The 22,334-nt window shown below is 44.1% G+C and carries 20 protein-coding genes; 5 read left to right on the forward strand and 15 right to left on the reverse strand.

Annotated features, from left to right (window positions below; genetic code table 11):
- Nucleotides 1-27 precede the first annotated feature (27 nt).
- The 3 genes from KUL49_RS05865 to KUL49_RS05875 are packed head-to-tail and all read right to left on the reverse strand — an operon-like array spanning nt 28 to nt 3,408.
- Nucleotides 28-1,467, reverse strand: coding sequence for a wax ester/triacylglycerol synthase domain-containing protein (locus KUL49_RS05865; protein WP_131136634.1), 1,440 nt, complete (start codon nt 1,465-1,467; stop codon nt 28-30).
- A gap of 10 nt (nt 1,468-1,477) precedes the next feature.
- The gene (locus tag KUL49_RS05870; protein WP_014976915.1) at nt 1,478-2,143 is read right to left on the reverse strand and encodes a TetR/AcrR family transcriptional regulator; all 666 of its coding nucleotides are present in this window, start codon (nt 2,141-2,143) and stop codon (nt 1,478-1,480) included.
- A 56-nt stretch (nt 2,144-2,199) separates the two neighbouring features.
- A complete protein-coding gene (locus KUL49_RS05875; protein WP_131136635.1) occupies nt 2,200-3,408 on the reverse strand; it encodes a DUF445 domain-containing protein in 1,209 nt (402 codons plus the stop codon).
- Between the two features lie 414 nt (nt 3,409-3,822).
- On the opposite strand from KUL49_RS05875, the gene KUL49_RS05880 reads away from it, so the two are divergent.
- Both KUL49_RS05880 and KUL49_RS05885 read left to right on the forward strand, forming a co-directional pair.
- A complete protein-coding gene (locus tag KUL49_RS05880) occupies nt 3,823-5,283 on the forward strand; it encodes a DUF3336 domain-containing protein (RefSeq protein WP_131136636.1) in 1,461 nt (486 codons plus the stop codon).
- Nucleotides 5,284-5,361: 78 nt separating this feature from the next.
- The gene (locus tag KUL49_RS05885) at nt 5,362-6,795 is read left to right on the forward strand and encodes a hypothetical protein (RefSeq protein ID WP_131136637.1); all 1,434 of its coding nucleotides are present in this window, start codon (nt 5,362-5,364) and stop codon (nt 6,793-6,795) included.
- 228 nt (nt 6,796-7,023) lie between these two features.
- Here the strand turns inward: KUL49_RS05885 and KUL49_RS05890 are convergent, their stop codons facing one another.
- From KUL49_RS05890 to fadR, 4 genes are all read right to left on the reverse strand, one after another.
- The gene (locus KUL49_RS05890) at nt 7,024-7,773 is read right to left on the reverse strand and encodes a hypothetical protein (protein WP_131136638.1); all 750 of its coding nucleotides are present in this window, start codon (nt 7,771-7,773) and stop codon (nt 7,024-7,026) included.
- Between the two features lie 183 nt (nt 7,774-7,956).
- Nucleotides 7,957-8,316 carry a phasin family protein gene (locus KUL49_RS05895; protein WP_014949994.1) on the reverse strand — a complete coding sequence of 120 codons (360 nt, stop codon included), beginning with the start codon at nt 8,314-8,316 and terminating at the stop codon, nt 7,957-7,959.
- Nucleotides 8,317-8,490: 174 nt separating this feature from the next.
- Complete coding sequence (locus KUL49_RS05900; RefSeq protein WP_131136639.1) at nt 8,491-10,668, reverse strand: S9 family peptidase; 2,178 nt, start codon at nt 10,666-10,668, stop codon at nt 8,491-8,493.
- Between the two features lie 353 nt (nt 10,669-11,021).
- Nucleotides 11,022-11,732 carry a fatty acid metabolism transcriptional regulator FadR gene (gene fadR / locus KUL49_RS05905; protein ID WP_014949996.1) on the reverse strand — a complete coding sequence of 237 codons (711 nt, stop codon included), beginning with the start codon at nt 11,730-11,732 and terminating at the stop codon, nt 11,022-11,024.
- A 429-nt stretch (nt 11,733-12,161) separates the two neighbouring features.
- Here fadR and nhaB point away from each other — a divergent pair, with 429 nt between their 5' ends.
- The 3 genes from nhaB to KUL49_RS05920 are packed head-to-tail and all read left to right on the forward strand — an operon-like array spanning nt 12,162 to nt 14,818.
- Complete coding sequence (gene nhaB / locus KUL49_RS05910) at nt 12,162-13,736, forward strand: sodium/proton antiporter NhaB (RefSeq protein ID WP_014949997.1); 1,575 nt, start codon at nt 12,162-12,164, stop codon at nt 13,734-13,736.
- Between the two features lie 3 nt (nt 13,737-13,739).
- Nucleotides 13,740-14,267, forward strand: coding sequence for a disulfide bond formation protein DsbB (gene dsbB / locus KUL49_RS05915; RefSeq protein WP_014976923.1), 528 nt, complete (start codon nt 13,740-13,742; stop codon nt 14,265-14,267).
- Nucleotides 14,264-14,818, forward strand: a complete 555-nt coding sequence (locus KUL49_RS05920; RefSeq protein WP_131136640.1) for a GNAT family N-acetyltransferase — start codon at nt 14,264-14,266, stop codon at nt 14,816-14,818. The genes dsbB and KUL49_RS05920 overlap by 4 nt, the downstream gene beginning before the upstream one ends.
- 15 nt (nt 14,819-14,833) lie before the next feature.
- Here the strand turns inward: KUL49_RS05920 and KUL49_RS05925 are convergent, their stop codons facing one another.
- The 8 genes from KUL49_RS05925 to KUL49_RS05960 all read right to left on the reverse strand — a co-directional run bounded on the left by KUL49_RS05925 (nt 14,834) and on the right by KUL49_RS05960 (nt 22,083).
- Complete coding sequence (locus tag KUL49_RS05925; protein WP_014950000.1) at nt 14,834-15,328, reverse strand: YcgN family cysteine cluster protein; 495 nt, start codon at nt 15,326-15,328, stop codon at nt 14,834-14,836.
- On the reverse strand, nt 15,325-15,993 hold the full coding sequence (locus KUL49_RS05930; protein ID WP_014976926.1) for a fumarylacetoacetate hydrolase family protein: 669 nt from the start codon (nt 15,991-15,993) through the stop codon (nt 15,325-15,327). The genes KUL49_RS05925 and KUL49_RS05930 overlap by 4 nt, the downstream gene beginning before the upstream one ends.
- The gene (locus tag KUL49_RS05935; protein WP_131136641.1) at nt 15,993-17,075 is read right to left on the reverse strand and encodes a lytic transglycosylase domain-containing protein; all 1,083 of its coding nucleotides are present in this window, start codon (nt 17,073-17,075) and stop codon (nt 15,993-15,995) included. The genes KUL49_RS05930 and KUL49_RS05935 overlap by 1 nt, the downstream gene beginning before the upstream one ends.
- 6 nt (nt 17,076-17,081) lie before the next feature.
- A complete protein-coding gene (locus KUL49_RS05940) occupies nt 17,082-17,378 on the reverse strand; it encodes a YcgL domain-containing protein (RefSeq protein ID WP_014950003.1) in 297 nt (98 codons plus the stop codon).
- Between the two features lie 120 nt (nt 17,379-17,498).
- Nucleotides 17,499-18,656 (reverse strand): ribonuclease D, encoded by a 1,158-nt coding sequence (gene rnd, locus KUL49_RS05945; protein ID WP_131136642.1) that lies wholly within the window; start codon nt 18,654-18,656, stop codon nt 17,499-17,501.
- A gap of 62 nt (nt 18,657-18,718) precedes the next feature.
- The gene (gene fadD, locus KUL49_RS05950) at nt 18,719-20,371 is read right to left on the reverse strand and encodes a long-chain-fatty-acid--CoA ligase FadD (protein ID WP_131136643.1); all 1,653 of its coding nucleotides are present in this window, start codon (nt 20,369-20,371) and stop codon (nt 18,719-18,721) included.
- 120 nt (nt 20,372-20,491) lie between these two features.
- A complete protein-coding gene (locus KUL49_RS05955) occupies nt 20,492-21,331 on the reverse strand; it encodes an alpha/beta fold hydrolase (protein ID WP_131136644.1) in 840 nt (279 codons plus the stop codon).
- A gap of 98 nt (nt 21,332-21,429) precedes the next feature.
- Nucleotides 21,430-22,083: a Slp family lipoprotein gene (locus tag KUL49_RS05960; RefSeq protein WP_014950007.1), complete on the reverse strand. Its 654-nt coding sequence runs from the start codon at nt 22,081-22,083 to the stop codon at nt 21,430-21,432.
- Between the last annotated feature and the right edge of the window lie 251 nt (nt 22,084-22,334).

Consider the following 22,334-nt stretch of genomic DNA (forward strand, 5'->3'; position numbering starts at 1 on the left):
AACGCTTACTGTTTGGAACAATGCACGCTAGTGATCTGACACAATAGAAACAGGGACAGTATCCACCTGTTCACCAATATCGTCGATGTTTAGCCTGGGGTCGTCCACACTTGCTTCAAGCATATCGAACGCCTCTTTGACGTAGCGCGCTAACGGCTGTAGCGATTCAATATTTTTATTACAGCACACTAATCCCACATTTGCCGTGCCTGCATATGTCATAAGCGTAATATTTACCCCGCCCCCAGGCGTCATGGTAGAAATGGGGTAACAAGCCAGAAGCTCTGCATCTTTTAAATACCGCGTATCTTTTGGCCCAGGAACATTGGAGATTAAGATGTTGGCAATGGGTTTGACTACGCTAGATAGCCTTAACCACTCAAAGACCAGTGCAAGCGATTGAATAACAATGGTATAGCCGCTAAATGCTGCGGGCCGCGCGTGCTGCGCTGCATGTTTTACAATGCGGTGGTTCACTACGATTTGGCGCAAGCGTAAATACGGATCAGTTTCGCCGTGAGCAAGCTGCACCGGCACAATAGCTATCTTATTACCCGTGGTTTTCTCGCCGGGTTTACGCAAATTAATTGGCATATTGGTGAACAAGGCTTTTTTAAATACTTGCCCGTGGTCTTGCAGCAGTTTATGTACGCCAATATCGAAGGCACATAGCAACACCTCGTTTGCAGTGGAGCGTGTTCGCCTTGCCAAGGCTTTCACCCGCTTAAAGTCTAAGTCCATGGTTGCCACAGCCCTTCCCGCTTTCACTTGTCCAGTCAGCACTGTTTTCGTACCAGTGAAAGGAATAGGCATATAATGTGGGTTCACTCGCAGCACTTTCATGAATATACGAATAAAGATAATAAGCAAATCGAGCGCGGTTTTAAGCGCGTAACCCACTCCCACTAAGCGCTTGTAAAAGCTCACAGGCTCTCTGCGCTTATGGCGCAGTCGTTTTACTGCCCAAACTGGTGTGAACTTAGTCTCGTGAGAGTTTGATACATATCCCGCTTGGAACCAGCGCACTAAGGTTGCCCCATCGCCATACATATGATGAACCCGCGCATAAATAGCAAACGTCTCGCTGTTGTCATCAAAGATGAAATGGTATTGCCAAAGGGGCTTGTCGGGATCTAACCGCGAAGCATGTAATCTTGCTACAAACGCATCGAGTGCTTCGCGGTTTGTAACATCAGCCACACGATGAATTTGAACATGATAATCCATGTTGAGCTTTTTTACCGGCGCAAACCCCACTGGGTACCCCAATACCGTTTTTACCGCACAGTTGAAGGGAGAAGTAGCACGGGCAAAGCTTCTTATTTCTTGGAATAATTGAGGGACATATTCGTTACTTTTTGCCCCTTTAGGTATGGCAAGTAGCTGCAAGCAAGCTACGTGTTTTGGATTCTCGTCTGACTCGGTTATCCAAAATGACTTATCTAAGAAACTGAGCGTTTTTGCCATTACTATTCCTTTACGCGAAGTCGAGGGGTGACGGGGTTGAGGCATCTCTCATAAAGTCATGAGAGTCGAGCATCTGTTCTAACTGCTGTTTTTGTTCATCGGATAGCGCCAATCTTGGCAATACGCTTACCATCATGAGCGACAAGGCATGATAGCGCTGCATCGTACTATCCATATGGCTGTTTAATTCATCAAATTGACAAGACTGTGTGATGATTAAGGACATTAAATCCACCATAAGTGCCCTGTCTGCCTTTGAGGCAATAAGAATGTCTCGTTTCGATAGTGACTCAAAAAGAAACGCTAATTGCTTATTCAAGCTAGACAATATGTGCTGTCTAGGGCGCACGATACTGGGATATTTTTCTGCTAAGTCAGCCGGGCTACGGTAGAAAAAGCGAAATACATGAATACTATCTATAAGCAAATACAGGTAATACATAATTTCTTCAGGATGAAGTGTATCGAGCTTTTCTCGGCTTAGTATCTTCTGCATCTGCTGCTCATGCATTTTCATCAACGCGTTAACCAGGCTGTCCTTGCCTTTGAAGTGGTAGTAAAGATTTCCTGGACTAATATCCAACTCAATGGCTATATCAACACTGGTAACAGTGTTTTCGCCGTGCTCGTTAAATAAGGTTAGCGCGGTAAGTAGTATTTTCTGCGCGGTTTTCATAAATTAGTCCAATCCTTTGCCAACCCAGTGCATTAATTTTTTACTCGTTAAACACGTTACATAAACACCAGATAGAGTTGAGCTATACCAGCTACCATACCTAAAATAGCCCCCGTTACGATAAGTTTCCACTCATCCTGTTGATATGCGGGGCGCAAAACGCCTTCAAATTCTTCAACACTTAATGCCTGCATACGCTCACTCAAATCGTGCCCAATCTGCAAAGCGTTGTTAGCGTAATCAAACGCATAGAGCAGATATTTATCAGAATTATCAAATATCTGACGCACCGCTAGCGCCTTCATTTTATGGTAGTTTTCTGAACCCACACCCAACGCAAAATAAGGTTGAGCGATGGCAACATAACGCTCAATGGCATCGTTAACATGAAGTTCAATAAGCTCTAAAAGCTGAGCGGAACCTGAACCATGTAAGATCACATGGGTGATGTTTTTAGGCGTTATAAGCTTCTCTTCGATTATATTAGAGTAGACTTCAGACACTTCCTTTTGGCGCTTTAGAAACATACCTTGCATGGTAATAGGCCCCAATTTTCGCGGGCGTTTGGGCTCAAATATGATCTTGATAGCAATCCAGTTAGTGGCATAACCCACAAGCAGTCCACCTAACGGTAAAATCCACCATGCTTGATAGAAGTACCAAAGAAGCATAGTTGGCAAACCAAACAAAAAGCCAAAGTAAAATCCAGAACGCACGATGAATGGAAACTCTTTGCTGCCCGCCGTTAAGAAAATTTCGTTAACGAGTTCGGGCGCATTCACCAGCTGCTCTACCACCAGCTCTTTAATGTCTAAAATTTCTGAGACATTGTGCTGAAAGTCGTCCACCATTTTATGAACCACATTAGGAATGTCGTTTTCAATACGTTGGTAAACTAAATTTTTGCCCTGTACAGGTAACGCAGCCCAAAGTTGGGGCGCAGATTCCGCCATTACATCGTTAACGACTTTACGAATAACCTGACTTAAACGGCGTTCTATTGCTTTGGTGAGTTCGTCCGCATCTAACCGCTGTGCTAATTCTTCAACACTAAGCAGTTTGCCAAGCACCAACTCAACCTCAATCTCGGCCATTTGGCGGCGCTTTGCAGGAATAAGCCCTTGCCACCCTAAGAAAGGCTTAATACCAACGAATTCAATGGGGTAAAACATCATTTTTACCGCCAGATAGTTGGTTAGCCATCCAACAATAGCGCTAATTAGAGGAATTGATAGCAGACTTAGCGTTTCAAAGTTCCATTCCATACTACGAACATGTGGTCCAATTTGTTATTTTCTCTCTCAGGCTACTGAGTGCTTATGAAATGGTCAATGTAAAAAGTGAAATTACTGCTAATTGTTGATTGAAAACAGCTAAATGAAAGTCTAAAAGTTAGAACGTTTGACCTTGTGTGATTCACCTAACGTGCATCAGTTTTCTCAACAACAAACGATTAGGTAGTGAATTCTAAATTTCCGCCATACACTCAAAATAGTGTATGAACCGCTGTTCTCATGCCCTTGCTTTGAGTCTTCGTTATATGGACATTTAATGACCTGTAATTTTTGAGAACTGCGTTCTAAGTGAAAACTATCGTTTTGCTGGTGTTTTTCGGGTCAGTGTACTTTTTCAAATGAGTAGAAGGCACAGCCCTCATCAATCAAAAATAGGTACTCGTCATGGCAGTATTCGACTTGCGGTTAAAAAAGCTTGAACATGAAATCGAGCATGCAGGCAATTATGATGAATATGAGGCCGCGTGCTTAGCGCACGATGCATTGTCTGGTGCTGAGGAACGGAAAGCCGAAGACGCTAGCGATGATTACGACTACAAACTAATTCGAAAACGGGTTCAGCGCCTACAGCTTGCCAGAAGCAAAGGCGATTTACATGCGCTTATGTCGATTCTGCACGAGGGGCTACACGGCAATTTAGGCAATATTGCCAACCCCGTATTACTTACCCAGTGTAAAATAGGCACTAAATATCTTATTGAACAGTTTATTGACGAAGTGATATTGGCGCTAGAGCAAATTTATCACGCCGATGAACAAGACGTAGACTTCTACGAGAAACTGTCATTTTTTGAAGAGACTGCACACGCCTTCGGGCGCAGCTGCCTTATGCTTTCAGGTGGCGCAGGCTTAGGCTTTTTCCATGCTGGCGTGGTTAAGTCGTTAAACGAAAAGAATTTGTTACCTACCGTAGTGTCTGGCTCTAGCGCTGGTTCTATCATCGCAGCCATGTTGGGTACACGAACTCACGACCAGTTATTAGAAGCACTCAGCGCCGACTTTATTTACGAGACTTTTAAACACTGGCGAAGCTTTGCCGGTCTTGGAAAGAAAGGGCTATTTGATAGTTCCGTGCTCGAAAATGCGCTGATTGAACTTTTCGACCTCACCACTTTTGAGGAAGCTTTTAAGAAAACAGGTCGACACATTACTGTGACGGTATCCCCTGCCGACCTCCATCAACATTCGCGCTTGTTAAATGCTAAAACCTCACCGAATGCAATTATTACTCAAGCGGTACGTGCATCCTGTGCAGTTCCCATCATTTTTAGCCCTGTACAGTTAAGAGCGAAAACGCCTTCGGGCGATATTGTGCCTTATATTCCCAACCGTCGTTTTGCCGATGGCTCATTAATGGCCGACCTTCCCTTCGAGCGCTTAGCGAGGCTATATGGCGTAAATCACAGTATCGTGAGCCAAACAAACCCGTTGGCAGTGCCATTCATTTCCGCAAGCCGCATTGACCCCAACTCGCTGTGGGACATGTCTGCGCGCCATCTTGGCCAACTAGCGAAAACTAACAGTATTTTCGCCATCGATATCATTGAAAGGTTAACCGGTAATAAAAGTGCCAAATTGGCTATTCATAAAGTTCGTTCTATCATTGATCAACAATACGTAGGTAACATCAATATTTTACCCAAGCGCCAAATTAGAAATTTATCGCAGGTGTTGTCTAATCCAACGCGCGAAAGCATCAATCAGTTGATTGTCAGTGGCGAACGGGCATCATGGCCGCAACTTCATGTTATTAAAAGAAATACCAAAATTAGCGAAAATTTACGGTATCATTTAGGCCAATTGAAAAAACGTGAGGCAGTAGAGCTTGGGCACGAAGTAAGATAGCGTGTGCGTCGCTTGACCTGTCTTGAATTGCCAATAGCAAAGTAATGGCAATTCGCAGCATCTTTTGAAAGGAAAACGGTGAGCGCACAAAGTCAAAACCCCGACAGCATTTACACGCAGCAAGTAAAACAACTAATCAATATGATTTATCCTCAAGAAACGGGCTACGGTTCGGTGTTCGAGGATGCGAGTCACTATTTTTCGCTTACCCCCTCTCTTGAGCAGCACATTGAAGACTTGAAAGCTCAGCTTAAGAAAATTGAGGGAAATAAAAACAAAGAGGTGCTTGCAGAGCAACTGACCAAGCAAATAACAAACAGCACCGAAAAGCTTGAAGAAGAGCGTCTGGCAAGGATAGAGCGGCTTGACGCTGTAAGCACCAAAATTATTGAGCTTTGTGAGGGCGATAACTGGCAAGAAACACAACAGCTCAGCGCTAAGTTGCTTGGTACACTTATGCTGCTCACACGAGGACCAGAGGGCAACTTTGCACGTGTGCACATGCGCTTCAAACCGCTCTACAAAGCGGTGCTTACACTGCGCTTAGTCGATAGACTGTTAGAGCACGACACGATTGCTCACAAATATCTCTCGAAGTATCGCGAAGCTGCATCGCGGTTTCGTGGGAACCGCTATTGGCGCGATAAATGGAAAACTGAGCTTGGACGACCGCTAATTACCGCAGCGTTACTTCAAGATATTGGCCTGCAAAGCCCTGCCGCACTCACCATCTTGAAAGGGGAAAATGGCGATCTAGACGAATTTCGTTTGCTGGAAGAGTCGCAGCGAAAGGATCTTCTGAAGCTAAACTATCACTTCACTTTAAAGTACTTGTTTGAGGGGTTAGGCCTACCTAAGTATGTAGGAAACAACAAAGAAGAAAGAGATCGCTTTGTTCAAACTCACAAAGAAGCCAATGAATTTTTGCAGCAGCTGGTAAAAGATGCATTTGTATCGAAAACGGGGCTGGGAGAAATTGTAAAGATCCCTCAAATTTATGTTTCAATTGTGCTTTCAACTAAGTCTGACTACTCACGTATGAGCTTGCCTAAAGGCTACATGCTCATTGAACAATTAGCGAAAAAAGGCGGCTTAAATAAGCAGTTAGCTCAGGATTTTGTTGAGCTTGTGGGGTATTTCCCACAAGGGTTCGGTATTACCTACATACCGATGAATGAGAAAGGTCACGAAAAGGACCAGTACGAATGTGCAATAGTGATTGGTCTTAACCCTGCAAATCCAGCTGAGCCTTTATGTAAAGTGGTAACAAGAAATCAGAAGTACATTACCAGCGGTACGCAAGAAATCATCCCCAAAGGAAGAAACCTTTATTTCCCAGCTAACCGCAAGAAACTCATGCGCGTAGGGAAAGACAGATTAAGTGAAATTATGAGTCAATTGTCGAGCAACTTCACTCCGGACGCACTTGACGATTTAGTACCGAGTTTCTGGGAACCCTATGACTTCTTCGGTTTTAAAAAGCATCAGAATTTGTGGGCGAAAAATAAATAGTGGGCTTAGTTACGTGAAGTTTGTGATGGAAAAATTGAAGTTTCACTTCAATAAAAGCTCATAGTACAACTTCTACAAAACACCTCTCAAGAAAATGTAAAACTAAACTTAGCTACAGCTATCACTATGTCTATCTAAAGCGTTTCTGGACGAAGCTGCGCCAATTAACCACATATGTAGTTAATTGGCGCTCATGCCGAAAGCGAGGTTTATCTTTAGGAAGTGCTTTTATTCGTCGTTCTTGGTTGTATCAGTCGCGCTCTTAGTCGACGTTGCTTCTGCACTAGCCGCTTTCTTTTGTGCCGCACTCTTAGTAGTTGTCGATTTGGCCGCAGTACGCTTATTAGTTGTTCCCGCAGAAGCTTTTTTAGTCGTACTTGATGATGCAGATGCCGATTTGGTTGTATTGGCTTTGCGAGCACGAGAAGTTGAAGAAGCGGTCGAAGACGACTTTGTCGATGTACTCCTCGTTGCTTGCGTAGACTTTGGTGAGGTATTCTTGGGCGCTGCAGTCTTGCTAGCAGCGCTTTTAGCCTCAGCTTTTTTAGCAGCCTCTTTTGCTGCTAAAAGGGCTACCTGCTCTACAAGCAAGTCAACTTTTGCGCTTAATAGTTCAAGCTGCTGCTCTTTTTGCTGGCGCTTCTGGCCGCCTGAGAATGCAGAAAAAAGCGGCGTTGACGCCACTAATTTCTGAGCAGCATCAACCAAGGCAAAGGGATTAAGTGTTCGTCTTAACTCGCTTTCAACCTCAAGCCCTTTCGCCTGCATCGAATTTATGGTTTCTTGCGTGTCATCAATTTTCTGACTAACAACGCCTGCAGCGTTGTCTAATTTCGCCGATAACAAATCTGAGCCAGCGTAAAGCCAACCAAATAGAGGTGACGATTTAAGAGGTGAAGTAGCAGTACCGTTAAGTACTGATGAATCTTGATCGACTGTCGACACAGATTCTGTAGATGGAATTTTTTTGTTGCTCATAACGCCTCCAATACGGAGATTTACTAAGCATGACAGCATAAAACGGTTTCTACAGTCATTGAACTTTGTAAAAATGCTTCGCTGTCACTCAATTGCAGCTTTTAAAACGCGCTTTCAGCACTGAAAAGCTTATGAAAACTGCATGGAGGGCACCACAAAATGGTGCCCAGAAGGAAAACCGTTTTACTTGCTGGCAGCTAGCTTTGCAACCGCTTCAGTCAAGGCATCGATTTTTGCTGAAAGCTCTTCGATGCGCTGATCAGCTGGCTCTGAATCAAGGCCAAGCTTCTTGCGCACGTCTGCAACGCGATTTTCAACATCGTTAGTCGTAGATTTGAACTTACTCTTTGCGTCTTCTTCTAGCGTTTCGCCCTTTGTCACTAGCTCGTCAAACATTTTGTTCGCTTCTTCGCTTAGCTTCTCGTAACGCCCCTGCGCTTCTTCAACGCTCTTGCCATAAGCGCCTAGGCCTGCTAACCAAATTTTACGTGCCATTTCTTCGGCTTCGTTGATTTTACCTTTAATTGTGTCAGTAGTAGTCATGTTCAGCTCCTATGAATGCTAAATGAGAGTGTATTTCAACACCATGGCTTTACTTTACGATTAACAATTAGAATCCGCATACTAAAAACACAAAAAATAAAAATGCCCGAAAAAGCGCTAACTTGTTCGGGCGAAATACCAGAGGATACTGGTTTTAAAAAGGTGGGTGTAGAGTTAGAGTGGAACACCTGCAAGATGCAATACGAACGCATATTCAAGCGCGGTAGACTCGAATCGTTTGAAACGTCCTGAAGCTCCACCGTGACCCGCTTCCATGTCGGTTTTGAAAAGCAGTAAATTATCGTCTGTTTTGTATTCTCTTAGCTTCGCCACCCACTTCATTGGCTCAAAGTACTGCACTTGTGAGTCGTGTAGTCCGGTTGTAACCAACATATGTGGATAGTCTTTTGCTTCAATCTGATCGTAAGGCGAGTAGGAAAGCATATAGTCAAACTCAGCTTTGTTGGCTGGGTTACCCCACTCGGTATATTCGCCGGTAGTCAGCGGAATAGACGCATCGCTCATCGTGGTCACTACATCAACAAATGGAACGTGCGCGCTCACACCTTGATAGAGTTCAGGTGCCATATTTACGATTGCGCCCATTAATAAGCCACCCGCGCTGCCGCCCATAGCAAAGACGCGGTCTTTGTCTGCGTACTGCTTTGCCACAAGTCCTTTTGAAACGTCAATAAAGTCAGTAAAGGTATTTATCTTCTGATGCATTTTGCCGTCTTCATACCACTCGCGCCCCAACATTTGACCTCCGCGAATGTGTGCGATCGCGACAACAAAGCCTCTGTCTATCAAAGACAGCCAGCTGCTTCTAAACGTTGGGTCTACAGTCGAACCGTATGAGCCATAGGCGTATTGATATAATGGATTGGTGCCGTCTTTCTTAAACTTATCTTTGCGATAAACCAACGAAACGGGAACCGACGTACCGTCTCTCGCTTCAATCATCACGCGCTCAGAGGCATAGAGAGAGGAGTCAAAAGTGTCAGATACACGGGTTTGTTTCATCACCTCGCTTTCAAGGGTATCTAAGTTTATATCAATGATAGAACCAGGCGTGGTCAACGAGCTGTAATAAATTCTAAGCTTATTGGTATCCATTTTAGGGTTTGCATTAAAATACGCACCGTAAATTGGATCTTGAGTTGGAATAACTTTCTCTTCGTTTGTCGTCAGATTGTGAACGACCAAGCGCAGCATGCCGTTTTCTTTTTCTTTAACCACTAAGTGGTTGTTCATTACTTCAATACTTTGAAGGAAAACGTCTGGACGATGTGCAATCACTTCTTTCCATTTCGACACATCGTTAGTGGCGCCTAATGGTGCTTTCATCACTCTAAAATTCTTCGCCCCAATATTGGTCAACACAAAATAACCGTCACTCGCTTTTGCTACACTGTATTCTTGTCCGTCTTCAATGGGCAAGAATACTTTTGTTTGAGACGTTGGGTTATTCGCATCAATCAAAGTCACACCTGTTTTTTCGGTGTTGTCGTGGTGAATGTATATGACACTATCGTCTTTACTTTTACTGATATAGGTATAAAAGGTAGGGTCGCTCTCTTCATAAACTAAAACATCTTCGCTTTGAGACGTGCCCAATTTATGGCGATAGACTTGGTATCCCAAAAGAGTCTGCGGGTCTTTCTTCACGTAAAAGAGATGGATATTATCGTTCGCCCAAACTACACTTCCAGACGTACCTTCTAAAACGTCATCAAGCTTTTCTTCACTCTCTAGGCTTTTGACATACACAGTGTAGATGCGTCGGCTAAGCGTATCTTCAGAATACGCAAGCAACTTGTTGTTGCTGCTCACCGCATAACTACCAATACTGAAATAATCATGCCCTTCAGACATTCGGTTTGCATCAAGCAATACTTGCGGTTCAGCGTCAAGTGAAGGTTTTCTTAAATAAATAGGATACTCGTTTTCACCTGAGTAGCTGGTGTAGTACCAGTAACCATTGTCGAGAACGGGAACGGTTGAGTCGTCCTTCTCAATCCGAGACACGAGCTCCTCATAAAGCGCTTCTCGGTTTTTCTTAAGAGGAGCCAAAACAGTCTCAACATAGCTGTTTTCTTGTTCTAAATGGGACAATATCTCTTCGTCGGTTCGGGAGTCATCACGCATCCAATAGTAATTGTCATTACGGGTGACACCATGCGCGGTCATTTCATGCGGCACTTTTTTCGCCACAGGCGCACTTACTTGAGTATTTAGCATAACGGATGGCGCTGCACTTTCAGCTACTTGTTGAGGATTTTCAGCTTTATTTTCGACGCCACAGCCTGCTACCAAGCCACCTGCGGCAAGTGCTATCCATAGATATTTCATTATTATTCCTGTTGTGCACTTTTATTGGCGCTTTGTTTACCGCCAAGCGATTGAAGACAATCGACTTTTGATCATTGAAGATTTAAAAAAGCAGCTAAACTAAGCGAAGTTTATAAGTAAAGTGAGTATATATAAATACGATTTAGGGTCTAGCGTTACTTAACGCGAATGGGACTAAGTAAGGGTTAAAATGTTACAAGATATGTGAAACTGTGTTTCATCGCTGTAAATTCACCAACGAGCGTTAGTAGAAAGCGATAAAAAACGCCGCATATTCAGAAATAATGCGGCGCTTTTGTTGTTTGTTGTAAAAGCCGTCGTATTGAAACCAACAGCCTTTGGCAGCCTAGTGTTTAGTCGACCAAATCCTTAGGCATGTCATCACGAATAGCAAGCCACACCTTTCCACTCTCTATACCGTACTTTCTTACCACTACAGGGACGCGGTCGTATTCGCCTTTCTCAGCAACATCAAGCAAGTCTGCGTAATACTTGTTTGCCACGTCGCGTGCTTGTTGGTGCGAGAAGAAATAGCCACCAATACGCGAGTACAAGCCACGGAAGCCGTTCATCATCAAAACAAATACGTTATTGTTAGATGCTAATGCCAAGTCATGAGACATTTGATAGTCGAACTGGGCAAAAGCTAAACCTTCTTGCTCAACGTTTTTATAACGGGCAATAATTTCAGCAGACTCTTGAGGGTTGTTTCGAATTGCGCCTCGAATGAAAACCGCACTTAAATTAGTGCGCGCTGCTAATAAATTATCAACCAGTTCTGGGATCCCTTCTTGGTCTAAACGAGCAAGTGTTTCTAAAATGTTTAACCCACACGTTTCCCAGAAATTGTTAACCTTGGTCGGCTTGCCGTGTTGAATTGTTAACCAACCATCACGAGCTAGACGCTGAAGTACTTCACGCAGTGTAGTACGCGTTACACCAATTAACTCAGAAAGCTCTCTTTCTGCAGGCAAAATGGTGCCAGGTGGAAATCTTCCACTCCAAATAGATTCAACAATATATTCTTCGGCGAATCCAGCTGGACTCTGTGCCTTATAAATCATAACTAATCGCCTGCACGTTATTGTTATTTTGCAACTGATTGTACCAGATGCTGTTTTATTATCACAATGAATTATGCCTCGTCCACTAAAGCTTTTAACAACTTGTTAAAATTAAAGTGTTATTTCAAACACCATTAAACACTGCTTGTACATTTTATGTTCGAAATCTTACGTATTTTCAAATTCAATGATAACTATCATAAAAAAGTGATAAATATTCAGTGACTTTCACATGGTGGGGTCTGTGAATTGCTTTCTCAAGACGTTAATATCATGTACGCTTAATTTCCGACTATAATGACAGCAGCAAAACCGCGGTAAAGCGAAATAAATCGCATCGCGCCAGCAGTTTGTGTATGCAATAACCGGAACTACACAGTATAAAGATGCGCAAAAATGCGTGCTTTGTTGTAAAAGGAACAGGAACTCATGCAAACCTCAATGATCGCGGCGATCTATAAGAATTTCCTGGGACATGCGCCCGACTGGTATAAAAAAACCATTATTGCCTTTCTCATTGTTAATCCCTTCATCTTTATGGTGGACCCATATGTAGCGGGCTGGACGCTTGTAATCCAATTCATCTTTACCTTAGCGATGGCATTGAAGTGTTACCCGCTTCAACCAGGCGGCCTGCTGCTCATCGAAGCGATGTTTATAGGCATGACATCGCCTGGCCATATGATGCATGAGATTGAAGTTAACTTAGAAGTGCTATTGCTACTGGTGTTCATGGTAGCGGGCATTTACTTCATGAAAGACCTGCTTATGTACTTGTTCACCAAATTGGTGATTAAGGTTCGCAACAAGTTAATTTTATCCCTATCGTTTATTTTTGCGTCTGCATTTCTATCGGCGTTTCTCGACGCATTAACGGTTGTTGCAGTAATAATCAGTGTAGGTCTGGGCTTTTACTCTATCTATCACAAAGTAGCGTCGGGCAAGGAGTTTCATTCTGATCACGACCACACAAGCGACGACGAGCTGGGAAGCCACGACTTAGAAGACTTCAGAGCTTTCCTACGCAACCTTATGATGCACTCAGCCGTAGGTACTGCCCTTGGTGGTGTTATGACCATGGTAGGCGAACCACAGAACCTGATTATTGCAGATAAGGCTGGCTGGGACTTCGTTGAATTTTTCATCCGTATGGCACCCGTTACTATCCCAGTATTCGTATTTGGACTACTTACCACCGTAATTCTGGAAAAAACCGGTATGTTTTCATACGGCGCAAAACTACCTGCAGCGGTAAGACAGATTTTGGTCGACTATAACGACCATATGGACAAGGGCCGCAGTAAGCGTGAAACCGCTAAGCTGGTAGTACAAGCACTAATAGGTGTTTGGTTAATCATTGGTCTTGCTACGCACATGGCGTCAGTGGGTCTTATTGGTCTGTCAGTTATTGTACTTGCTACTTCTATGAGCGGTGTTATCGAAGAACACGCACTTGGAAAAGCGTTCGAGGAAGCACTGCCATTTACCGCATTACTTTGCGTATTCTTTGGTGTAGTAGCCGTTATCATTGACCAAGGCCTTTTCCAGCCGGTAATCCATTGGGTACTGTCGTTTGAAGGCGAAACGCAAATGGTTATGTTCTATCTTGCTAACGGTGTGCTTTCGATGGTGAGTGACAACGTGTTTGTGGGCTCTGTTTATATCACTGAAGTCACAGCGGCTCTACAGGCCGGTCAAATCACACGTGACCAGTACGATATGCTTGCTGTAGCAATCAATACGGGAACCAACTTACCCAGTGTGGCGACACCAAACGGTCAAGCTGCTTTCCTATTCTTGCTGACCTCAGCCATCGCGCCACTGCTTCGTTTGTCGTACGGCCGTATGGTTATGATGGCATTGCCATATACCATCGTGCTGACCATCGTTGGTTTGTTAGCAACATACATTGGACTTGCTGATGCTACTCAGGTGCTTTACGACATGCACCTCATTGAACACCACACCGCTGCTGAAGCGGGTGCTCAAGCGGTAGGTCACTAGTCTATGCGCGGAATCATTCACAGCATTAGCCAATGGGCAGAGCACAAGTCTTCATGGCTTGTGCTTTTCGCCACGTCATTGGCATTAGAAATTGCTGCGCTTTACTTTCAGTACGGCATGGGTTTAAAACCCTGCATTATGTGCATTTATCAGCGAACCGCCATGTACGGTATTGTGTTGTCAGCACTTATTGTCGTTATTAAAAACAACGGCTTTACACGCATGCTTGGCTTTGCTGGTTGGGCTGTATCTGCAGGATGGGGCTTCTTAATTGCCAAAGAGCACGTAGGCATTCTCAATGCTGCGAACCCATTTTTTGCAAGCTGTGAAATAGTGCCAAACTTCCCTTCGTGGTTACAACTTCACGAGTGGCTACCCGCTGTATTTGCTGCTGAAGGTGACTGTTTAGAAGATTCGTGGCAGTTTTTGTCTATGGGAATGGCTGAGTGGATGCAAATTATTTTTGCTGCCTACTTTGCTGTGTTTGCTATTGTGTTTGCATGTCGATTATTGGATAAGAAACCCTTTTGATCGACTTATCCATTCTACCGTCTCGCCTACCTCCGATACATACGGAACAAGGCCCCATTTTCATTCAGCGCATTGCAGAGAAACATTGCTATGCGCTTTGTGAGGCTGGGCAACAGTCTATCCATCACGTAAAACCTTGGTTTGGTTCAGCGGTTTGCCCTGTTACGCCTGCACTGTCTAAGCAGTGCATCACCAACATGGAAAAGGCACGAGATACAGGATATGGACTTACCTACTTGCTAATGCACGAAGAAAAATGCTTAGGTATGGGCATTATCAACCATATTCACCACACGCACCTTATCGCTAATCTTGGCTACTGGCTTAAACCAGACGCGTGCGGAAAAGGTTTAGCTACCGCGATTTGTGAAGCCTTGAAGAAGCTTGCGTTCTCTCAAATGAATTTGCATCGATTAGAATGCTTTATAGAGCCTAACAACAAGGCAAGCATACGTGTAGCAGAGCGAATTGGTGGTACAAAAGAAGGGCTTTGTCGCAAACGTGTATTTGGGCGCGATGCGTTGCTTTATGCGATTGTTAATGGCGATTAACGCGCGTTCTGCGCGTTAATCTAAGTCTTCTAAAGGCCAAATGGCTATATAGTCTTCAAAATTATTTAAATCCACGTCGGTTTCAAAAACGGTCTTGTTGCGTACCGACATCCCCTTTGCGTGCATCACGTGTTTCTTCCCCTTGTTTAACAATGGGTGCCACGATGGTATGCCCCTTCCCTCATAAAGGCGGCGATAGGTGCAGCTATTAGGCATAAAAAAGATATCCTTCAGATTCTCTTTTGTCAGCTTCACGCAATCAGGCACCAGCTCTGTGCGCCTTTCATATTGGGTACATTCACATTTTTTTGTGTTCAAATACGTACACACAATATTGGTATAGTGAATCTTCTCATTATCGTTAATGTGGTCGGTCACTTCGTATTCTTCTACCGCGTCATCATCGATAAATTTTTGCAGACAACATTTACCACATCCATCACAAAGTGATTCCCATTCCTTTTGGGTCATCTCTTCTAAAGATTTGGTTTCCCAAAACGCGGCTGTCATTCTGCTATTACCTCGGTTTCCACGGTTAAATGATTGTCTAGCGTTGCAACAATCGTATCTTGCGAACAAAGCTTACCTACCCCTTTGGGCGTGCCTGTAAGAATCACGTCACCACTGTCTAACGTAAATATAGATGACATATGGGCGATAAGTGGGATGATTTTGTGCAGCATCAGCTCGGTATGTCCCTGCTGTCTAACCACCCCGTTTATGGTTAAGGTAAAACGCAGGTCTTCCAAGTTTTCTATTTCACTTAACGGCACAAAGCCTGACAGCGGTGCACTGTTGTCGAAAGACTTCGCTCTTTCCCAAGGCTGGCCTTGCTTCTTAAGCTCGGCTTGAACCTCGCGAAGGGTTAAATCGAGACCAAGTCCAATACCCCATATCGCGGCTTTTACGTCATCTACACTCGCATTCTTCAATGATGATTTTAGCAGCACAGCGACTTCAAGCTCGTTGTGACACTCGCCTTTGTCGGTAGGAATGGCAATAGGCTTCTGCATATAACATAAGGCAGCCTTTGGCTTCATAAACAGCAAGGGTGCTTCAGATACGGTAGAATTCATTTCTTGAATGTGGTCGAGGTAATTTCTACCTATACACACTACTTTACTAACGGGTAGTGATATTTCATTGCCTTGAGAATCGATGTGACGATAAGCCATTAGTAACCTCGTTTTATCCGCTCTGATAAATACCCAACCGAAACGCCAAAGTAAGACGAGCGGTTCCACTTCATCAGTGTGTGAAAATTGTTATACACCAAGTAAATTCGGCCTTGCTCACCATCTGGCATAATAAGCGATGCACTGATTTCTGCATTGGGGAGTTCATTTCCGTTGTAGCGCTTGACGCCATTCTGCTGCCAAAAGGCCAACGGCTTCATGTTAGATTTCGCTAACCCTGAAAAAGGTACTGGTTTGGTTAGTATTACTTGGCGTCCCCACGTCCCTTCACTATCCCAACCTTCAGATGATAGATAGTTGGCGATTGACGCAAATACGTCTGCCTTGGTCCCCCAAATATCCTTTCTGCCGTCGCCGTCGTAGTCCACTGCGTAATTTAGAAAGGATATGGGCATAAACTGTGTTTGTCCCATCGCACCGGCCCAAGAGCCTTTAAGCGCCTCTACAGAGATATGCCCTTCATCTAGAATCTGAAGTGCCGCAAAAAAATTGTCTTTAAACAGCTTTTCTCTTCGCCCTTCATACGCCAAAGATGCCAGTGCAGACAGCACACTAAAGTTGCCCTGAATCTTACCAAAGTTAGACTCATTACCCCACAGCGCAACAATAAAGCGGGCCTGAACCCCATATTTTTGAGCAATTTCGTCAAGCAGTACTTTGTGTTCATTGTACTGCTCAACCGCCTGCTTCACTTTCCAGTCGGGTACTCGCGTTGCTAGATAATCATCTAGCGTAATTTTTTTCTCTGGCTGGCTTTTGTCAGACTTGACGACCGTGGGCCTGAAAGTAATGTCAGCAAACGCTAAATCTAATTTAGTCTTATCTATGCCCTTTTCGGCCGCTTCTTTTTTCAGTTGAGCAACGTAGCTTTTGAAGCCCGTCTCGCTAAGCCCACTGTCATTACTTGGCTGATTTTCGGCATGAACTGCCAGTGAAAAGCTTAAGGTTATACTCGATAAAACTAGGGCAATATTGCGCGGTTGAGGAAATAAACTACGATTTTTGCGCTTAGCTATAAAGGTAATTCGGCTAACTAAGCGGTTTAGAGTCTTTAATAACATGGATATTTAAAACTTCTTATCGGGCGTTTTTGAAAGCCCAAGAGATTCACGGTGTTGCTCTAGCAAATTATCTTCTTTTGGCGGCATTTGAAGGTAAAAGCCTTTTTCATTAAGCTCGTCGATAAGCTTTTGCTTGTCAACCAGGCCAAGTTTCTCACGCTTTTCTAGGGCGATGATAGTCACTAGCTCTGGGCGACCAAACTTCGCCATAAGCGGCTCTGGCACGTCTTCAAAATGGTCTTTCTTTGGCACGTACAAATACATGCCGTCTTTCTTTCGCGTTTTATAAACTGCGCATAACATAGAATTTTTACTCTTTCTCAATTCGTTTGTTTAGTTCTTTTGGGGTCACTAAGCAGATTTAATTGGCCAGAGAACATACACCTCTCGCCAATACTGCTCACCCATATTGCTTTTAAGGCACTATTGGGCCGGAGCGTCGCCAAGTAGACGAATTACGTGAGAGCGAAACAATGGCTCTCTCCACGTCGACAGTACATCGGGCATTAGTCCCTGCACGCGGGTCTCATCAACCGAAAACCAGTACCATTTTAACAGTTGATTAAGCTGTTTTTTAGAGGCAATAACATCACTATTTACAGCATTGTCTTTCGCTATCTGGTCGCTGATAACTTTAAGCTCGGCCAGCGTTTTTTTGTACTTGGCGATATCAATTAACCGCAGCACAACCGGAAGTCTGAGCTTTTCTGGTGTTTGCGCGTACTTTGCTCTCGCCTCTTCAATTAGCGTGATGATGGTGTCCCCGTAGCGGCGTACCGACTGATGATTCACGCCGTTAATACGCGAAAGGCCAGATTTACTATCGATAAGACGCTGCGCCGCTTCAAACAAATGCCCTTCTTTGAACACAAAGTTTAGGGCCAGATCTTTTTTTCGTGCGGTACTCAAGCGCCATGCCGCTAGTGCCTGTAATACGGTGAGCTGCTCGCTGTTCAATCGCCAGTTATTCTTAATGCTTAAGTACGCAAAATCTTCAGGCATTTGAGCGCGCTTCTTATCAACTAGCAAAGCGATCTCTTGGTAAATCCAGTGCACTTTCCCCGCCTCTTGTACTTTACTGGCTAACTGTTGATAGCAAGGCAGTAAATACAGCACATCATTCGCTGCGTAGCTAAGCTGCGCTTCACGTAGTGGTCTGGCTAACCAATCGGTTCGCGACTCCCCTTTGTCCAAACTGATATCACACAGCAACTCTACAAGCTTTGCATAGCCAAGTGACGGCCCCATGTCCAAAATACTTCCCGCAAGCTGCGTGTCGAACACAGGCGTTGGTACGGTATCAAAAGCGGTAAGGAACGCCTCAATGTCTTCAGAACACGAGTGCAGTACTTTTACGACTTCGGTATTCTCCATGAGATCGATAAATGGCTGCATATTGTCTATGGCGAGCGGATCAATGAGTACCAGCTGATGGCCATCATAGAGCTGGATAAGGCCTAAATGAGGAGTGAGGGTTTTCGTTCTTACGAATTCGGTGTCTAAGGCTACCGCCTCTTGACGCTGTGCGGCAGTGCACACTTTTTCGAGTTGTTCAGATGTTGTAATTAATTGATATTGCATATTTTTGCACAGTAATAAAAAAGCCGGCTTACGCCGGCTTTCACAAAACTATTTCAACGAAATTAGTCTCGAAGCTCCCGACGCAGTATTTTACCTACATTGGTTTTTGGTAAGTCGTCTTTGAAAACAACTTGCTTAGGCACTTTGTAACCCGTTAAGTGATTACGGCAATGCGCGATAACGTCTTTTTCAGTAAGTGAGTCGCTGTTTCGAACTACGAATAATTTCACAACTTCACCACTGACTTCATGAGGAACCCCAACCGCAGCTGCTTCAACAATGTTTTCATGCATTGCAGCCACTTCTTCAATCTCGTTAGGAAACACGTTAAAGCCTGAAACTAGGATCATATCCTTTTTACGGTCAACAATATAGAAGTAACCTTCATCATCTACCGTTGCGATGTCACCTGTGGCTAACCAACCGTCTTTTAGAATTTCTTCTGTTGCTTCTGGTCGGTTCAAATATCCTTTCATTACCTGAGGGCCTTTCACCCACATTTCACCAGGCTCGCCCTTTTCGACAGGGTTACCGTCGTCGTCAAGGAGCTTGATGTCTGTAGAAGGGACCGGCATACCGATTGCACCTTTATAAGCTTCAATCTGTGGCGGGTTAACCGCTACCACAGGCGAACACTCTGTTAGCCCATAGCCTTCAAGAAGCACAGTACCGGTGACCTTTTCCCACTTTTCTGCAACAGGGCGCTGAACAGCCATACCGCCACCTAAACCAAACTTAAATTTGCTGAAATCAAGTTCACTGAATCCAGGCATATTTAACAGGCCATTAAACAATGTATTTACGCCAGGTAAAATGGTAAACGGATATTTGCTAAGTTCGTTTACAAAAGCCGGCATGTCACGTGGGTTGGTAATAAGCAAGTTACGGCACCCGTATTTAACGAACATCAAGCAGTTCGCCAGTAGCGCAAAGATATGGTAAAGCGGAAGCGCGGTAACAACAAAGTCTTCGCCTTCTTCAATCACTGTTTCTAAAATTCCCGAGACCTGCTCAAGATTAGCCACCATATTGCGATGAGTAAGCATGGCACCTTTAGAAACTCCCGTTGTGCCACCTGTGTATTGAAGAAACGCTAAATCGCCGCTATCGATATCTGGGCGTTTATATTGAAGGGATTGCCCTCTTTTAACCGCCGATATAAACGATGTCGTTTCAGGAAGATTAAACGAAGGCACCATCTTTTTAACGTACTTCACAACTGCGTTCACAATCCAGCGCTTAGGTGCCGGAAGCATATCGCCTAAAGCGGTCAGAAAGACTTCTTGTAGATTTGTATCTGCGATGACTTCTTCTAGAGTACACGCGAAGTTTTCAACAATAACGATGGCTTTTGCATTAGCATCATTTAGTTGGTGCTTTAACTCACGAGCTGTATAGAGAGGATTTACATTAACCACAACCATCCCTGCGCGCAGAATACCAAACATGGCAACAGGGTATTGAAGAAGGTTGGGCATCATGATTGCCACAGCATCACCGCGTTTTAGTCCGCTTGCCTGCAAATAAGCAGCAAATTGAGCTGATAAGGTATCTAACTCTTCAAACGTGATTGAATGCCCCATATTTATGAAGGCTTCTTTATTTTTGAACTTCTTTACCGACTGCTCGAAAATGTCTACTACAGATGCGTAACGATCGGCATCAATTTCTGCGGAAACGCGAGGGTCGTAATGCTTAAGCCAGGTTTTTTCCACCAAAACCTCCTCTACTTTATTCTTATACTATTTTATAAGCGCATGGGGAGCTGCACTTATATAACTGGTCTGATAACTTGCGAATAGTATAGGATGTGTAAAAAAAATAAACGGCACAATTTACAATTGCTCAACAAAATGACGAATTAATACCCCTACATCGTCAGTATTTTCCATGTGAATATGGTGACCGCCTACTAATTGTTCGTATTGCGCATTTAAAAACCACCCCTTGCGATTGGGGAAAACAGTCTCAAGGTTTTTAAAACTGTTAGATGCACCAATAAAGAGAATTGGGCATACAATAGCACGCATTAGCGATTCTGCCTGCTTTTCTGTGAGTCTTAGTGTAGATTTTGTACGAAGCTTCGGGTCGCTCGACCAGAAGCAATGTCCCCCTGCATCTTGGGTCAAATTTCTCGATAAAATAGAACGCGCGTGTTCGGCAGGAATATCGGATACCTTGCACCTGGCTTTAACTGCGTCGTCTAAATCAACGATTCGCAGTTTATTTCGCGACTTCGCGTGACGACTCATTATTGCGTCACGCATTTGTGCTGCGGTTGTTTCTTCAGTTTCGGTAAGCGGCCCACAAGCATCAATACTTATTACAGCAGTGACTTTTTCCGGAAAAAGTGCGGCGAAAAGGCTCGCTAGTATTCCGCCGAGAGAGTGTCCTAATAAAATGACTTCTTCCCACTCTTGAGATTCTATTAGCGCATAAAGGTCTTGCAGGTAATCAGCTTGATTGTAATGTGCGCCTAGTGCACGGTGACCAGAACGACCATGACCAGCTAGGTCTAGCGCAATAAAGCGGTAAGTTTGTAGGTAGGGTGCTAACAGCCGTAAGCTCTCTGCGTTATCCAAGTAGCCGTGTAAGCCAAGTACGACTTTGCCGGCACCTTGATTATCTAACGCAGCTAAATGTAATGCCCCAATGTTAAATTCTGTTTCAATCATCTTTCATCCTTTGCGGCAATAAATCGCCGCGCGCTTTCCATGACCGTCCTAAAAATAAAAAAAAGCGGCAATATTATGCCGCCTCCATGATAAGTTTTTTACTTCGCTTTATCCTGCCTTGCGGGCTGTATCGTTGCCTTTGTCTTGCTTCGTGTAGACTTAGATTTAGAAGGAAGCGTGGCCTTGCTCGGCGCATTTTCGTAACGAATTACGCGCGTTCGATTAAAATGCGGATACATCCAAGGGCCATTGAAGCGATAAAAAGGTGAATACCAACCTGTGTGGTAATTGAAGAAGTAAGTATTTACATCATAAACCTCTTGCTTCCTCCACATGTGGTAGTCATCGGCAATGATCGTCGGATAAATGTAGGGCTGCTCACCCACCATGCCCGCAGTTGGAGCGGTAACTGTACCTAGAAACGTTGCCGCACGCCCTTCTTCAAAAACAATTGGGTCGACGAAGCCATCAATTTGTACTTTGAATCGACCCGACGTCTCTCCATTTGTTGAAGGCTTGCCATAATGATTTAGCGGAAAATGAGCGAGTTCAATGAACGTTTTGTTGGGCTTATTTTCAACACCAACAATCATTCCTCCCCATCTGGCCTTTTGGCCTTGCGCGTTCGCCCCCGACGTGACCGCTTTCGAATAGCTAACTAGCTGCGTTCCTTCAGGCACTTCTATGCTATCTGGGACTATTGTGCAGCCCGCAAATAAAAAGACTGTAAGTAAAACTAAATACCGAGACATCGACGAGCTCCTATAAATCCTAGAAAATGCTGCCTTTGATTAAAAGTCAGTCTACAAGCACTGGGTTGTTTAAAAAGTACAGTGAAATTTCGATTACAACCCGCCTCTACTTTCATGTATCTCTTTATGAGAAAAAGAAAAACCGAATACCAACAACCAAACATTAGCATTTATACGAATGGACAACCACTGCCGTTCAAACACTATGTCGCTTAAATGAGATAGATCATCCCAACCAACAATTTGTAGAG

This window comes from Alteromonas sp. KUL17 (assembly GCF_006538305.1).
In the GTDB taxonomy this organism is placed as follows: Bacteria; Pseudomonadota; Gammaproteobacteria; order Enterobacterales; family Alteromonadaceae; genus Alteromonas; species Alteromonas macleodii.

Excerpts from the sequence above, each read along its gene's own strand:
- KUL49_RS05955 (WP_131136644.1), bottom strand. The coding sequence starts at position 21,331 with ATGATTGAAACAGAATTTAACATTGGGGCATTACATTTAGCTGCGTTA.
- dsbB (WP_014976923.1), top strand. The coding sequence starts at position 13,740 with ATGCGCGGAATCATTCACAGCATTAGCCAATGGGCAGAGCACAAGTCT.
- KUL49_RS05865 (WP_131136634.1), bottom strand. The coding sequence starts at position 1,467 with ATGGCAAAAACGCTCAGTTTCTTAGATAAGTCATTTTGGATAACCGAG.
- KUL49_RS05890 (WP_131136638.1), bottom strand. The coding sequence starts at position 7,773 with ATGAGCAACAAAAAAATTCCATCTACAGAATCTGTGTCGACAGTCGAT.
- KUL49_RS05880 (WP_131136636.1), top strand. The coding sequence starts at position 3,823 with ATGGCAGTATTCGACTTGCGGTTAAAAAAGCTTGAACATGAAATCGAG.
- nhaB (WP_014949997.1), top strand. The coding sequence starts at position 12,162 with ATGCAAACCTCAATGATCGCGGCGATCTATAAGAATTTCCTGGGACAT.
- KUL49_RS05935 (WP_131136641.1), bottom strand. The coding sequence starts at position 17,075 with ATGTTATTAAAGACTCTAAACCGCTTAGTTAGCCGAATTACCTTTATA.
- KUL49_RS05870 (WP_014976915.1), bottom strand. The coding sequence starts at position 2,143 with ATGAAAACCGCGCAGAAAATACTACTTACCGCGCTAACCTTATTTAAC.
- KUL49_RS05960 (WP_014950007.1), bottom strand. The coding sequence starts at position 22,083 with ATGTCTCGGTATTTAGTTTTACTTACAGTCTTTTTATTTGCGGGCTGC.
- KUL49_RS05875 (WP_131136635.1), bottom strand. The coding sequence starts at position 3,408 with ATGGAATGGAACTTTGAAACGCTAAGTCTGCTATCAATTCCTCTAATT.
- rnd (WP_131136642.1), bottom strand. The coding sequence starts at position 18,656 with ATGCAATATCAATTAATTACAACATCTGAACAACTCGAAAAAGTGTGC.
- fadR (WP_014949996.1), bottom strand. The coding sequence starts at position 11,732 with ATGATTTATAAGGCACAGAGTCCAGCTGGATTCGCCGAAGAATATATT.
- KUL49_RS05930 (WP_014976926.1), bottom strand. The coding sequence starts at position 15,993 with ATGGCTTATCGTCACATCGATTCTCAAGGCAATGAAATATCACTACCC.
- KUL49_RS05895 (WP_014949994.1), bottom strand. The coding sequence starts at position 8,316 with ATGACTACTACTGACACAATTAAAGGTAAAATCAACGAAGCCGAAGAA.
- KUL49_RS05900 (WP_131136639.1), bottom strand. The coding sequence starts at position 10,668 with ATGAAATATCTATGGATAGCACTTGCCGCAGGTGGCTTGGTAGCAGGC.
- KUL49_RS05940 (WP_014950003.1), bottom strand. The coding sequence starts at position 17,378 with ATGTTATGCGCAGTTTATAAAACGCGAAAGAAAGACGGCATGTATTTG.
- KUL49_RS05925 (WP_014950000.1), bottom strand. The coding sequence starts at position 15,328 with ATGACAGCCGCGTTTTGGGAAACCAAATCTTTAGAAGAGATGACCCAA.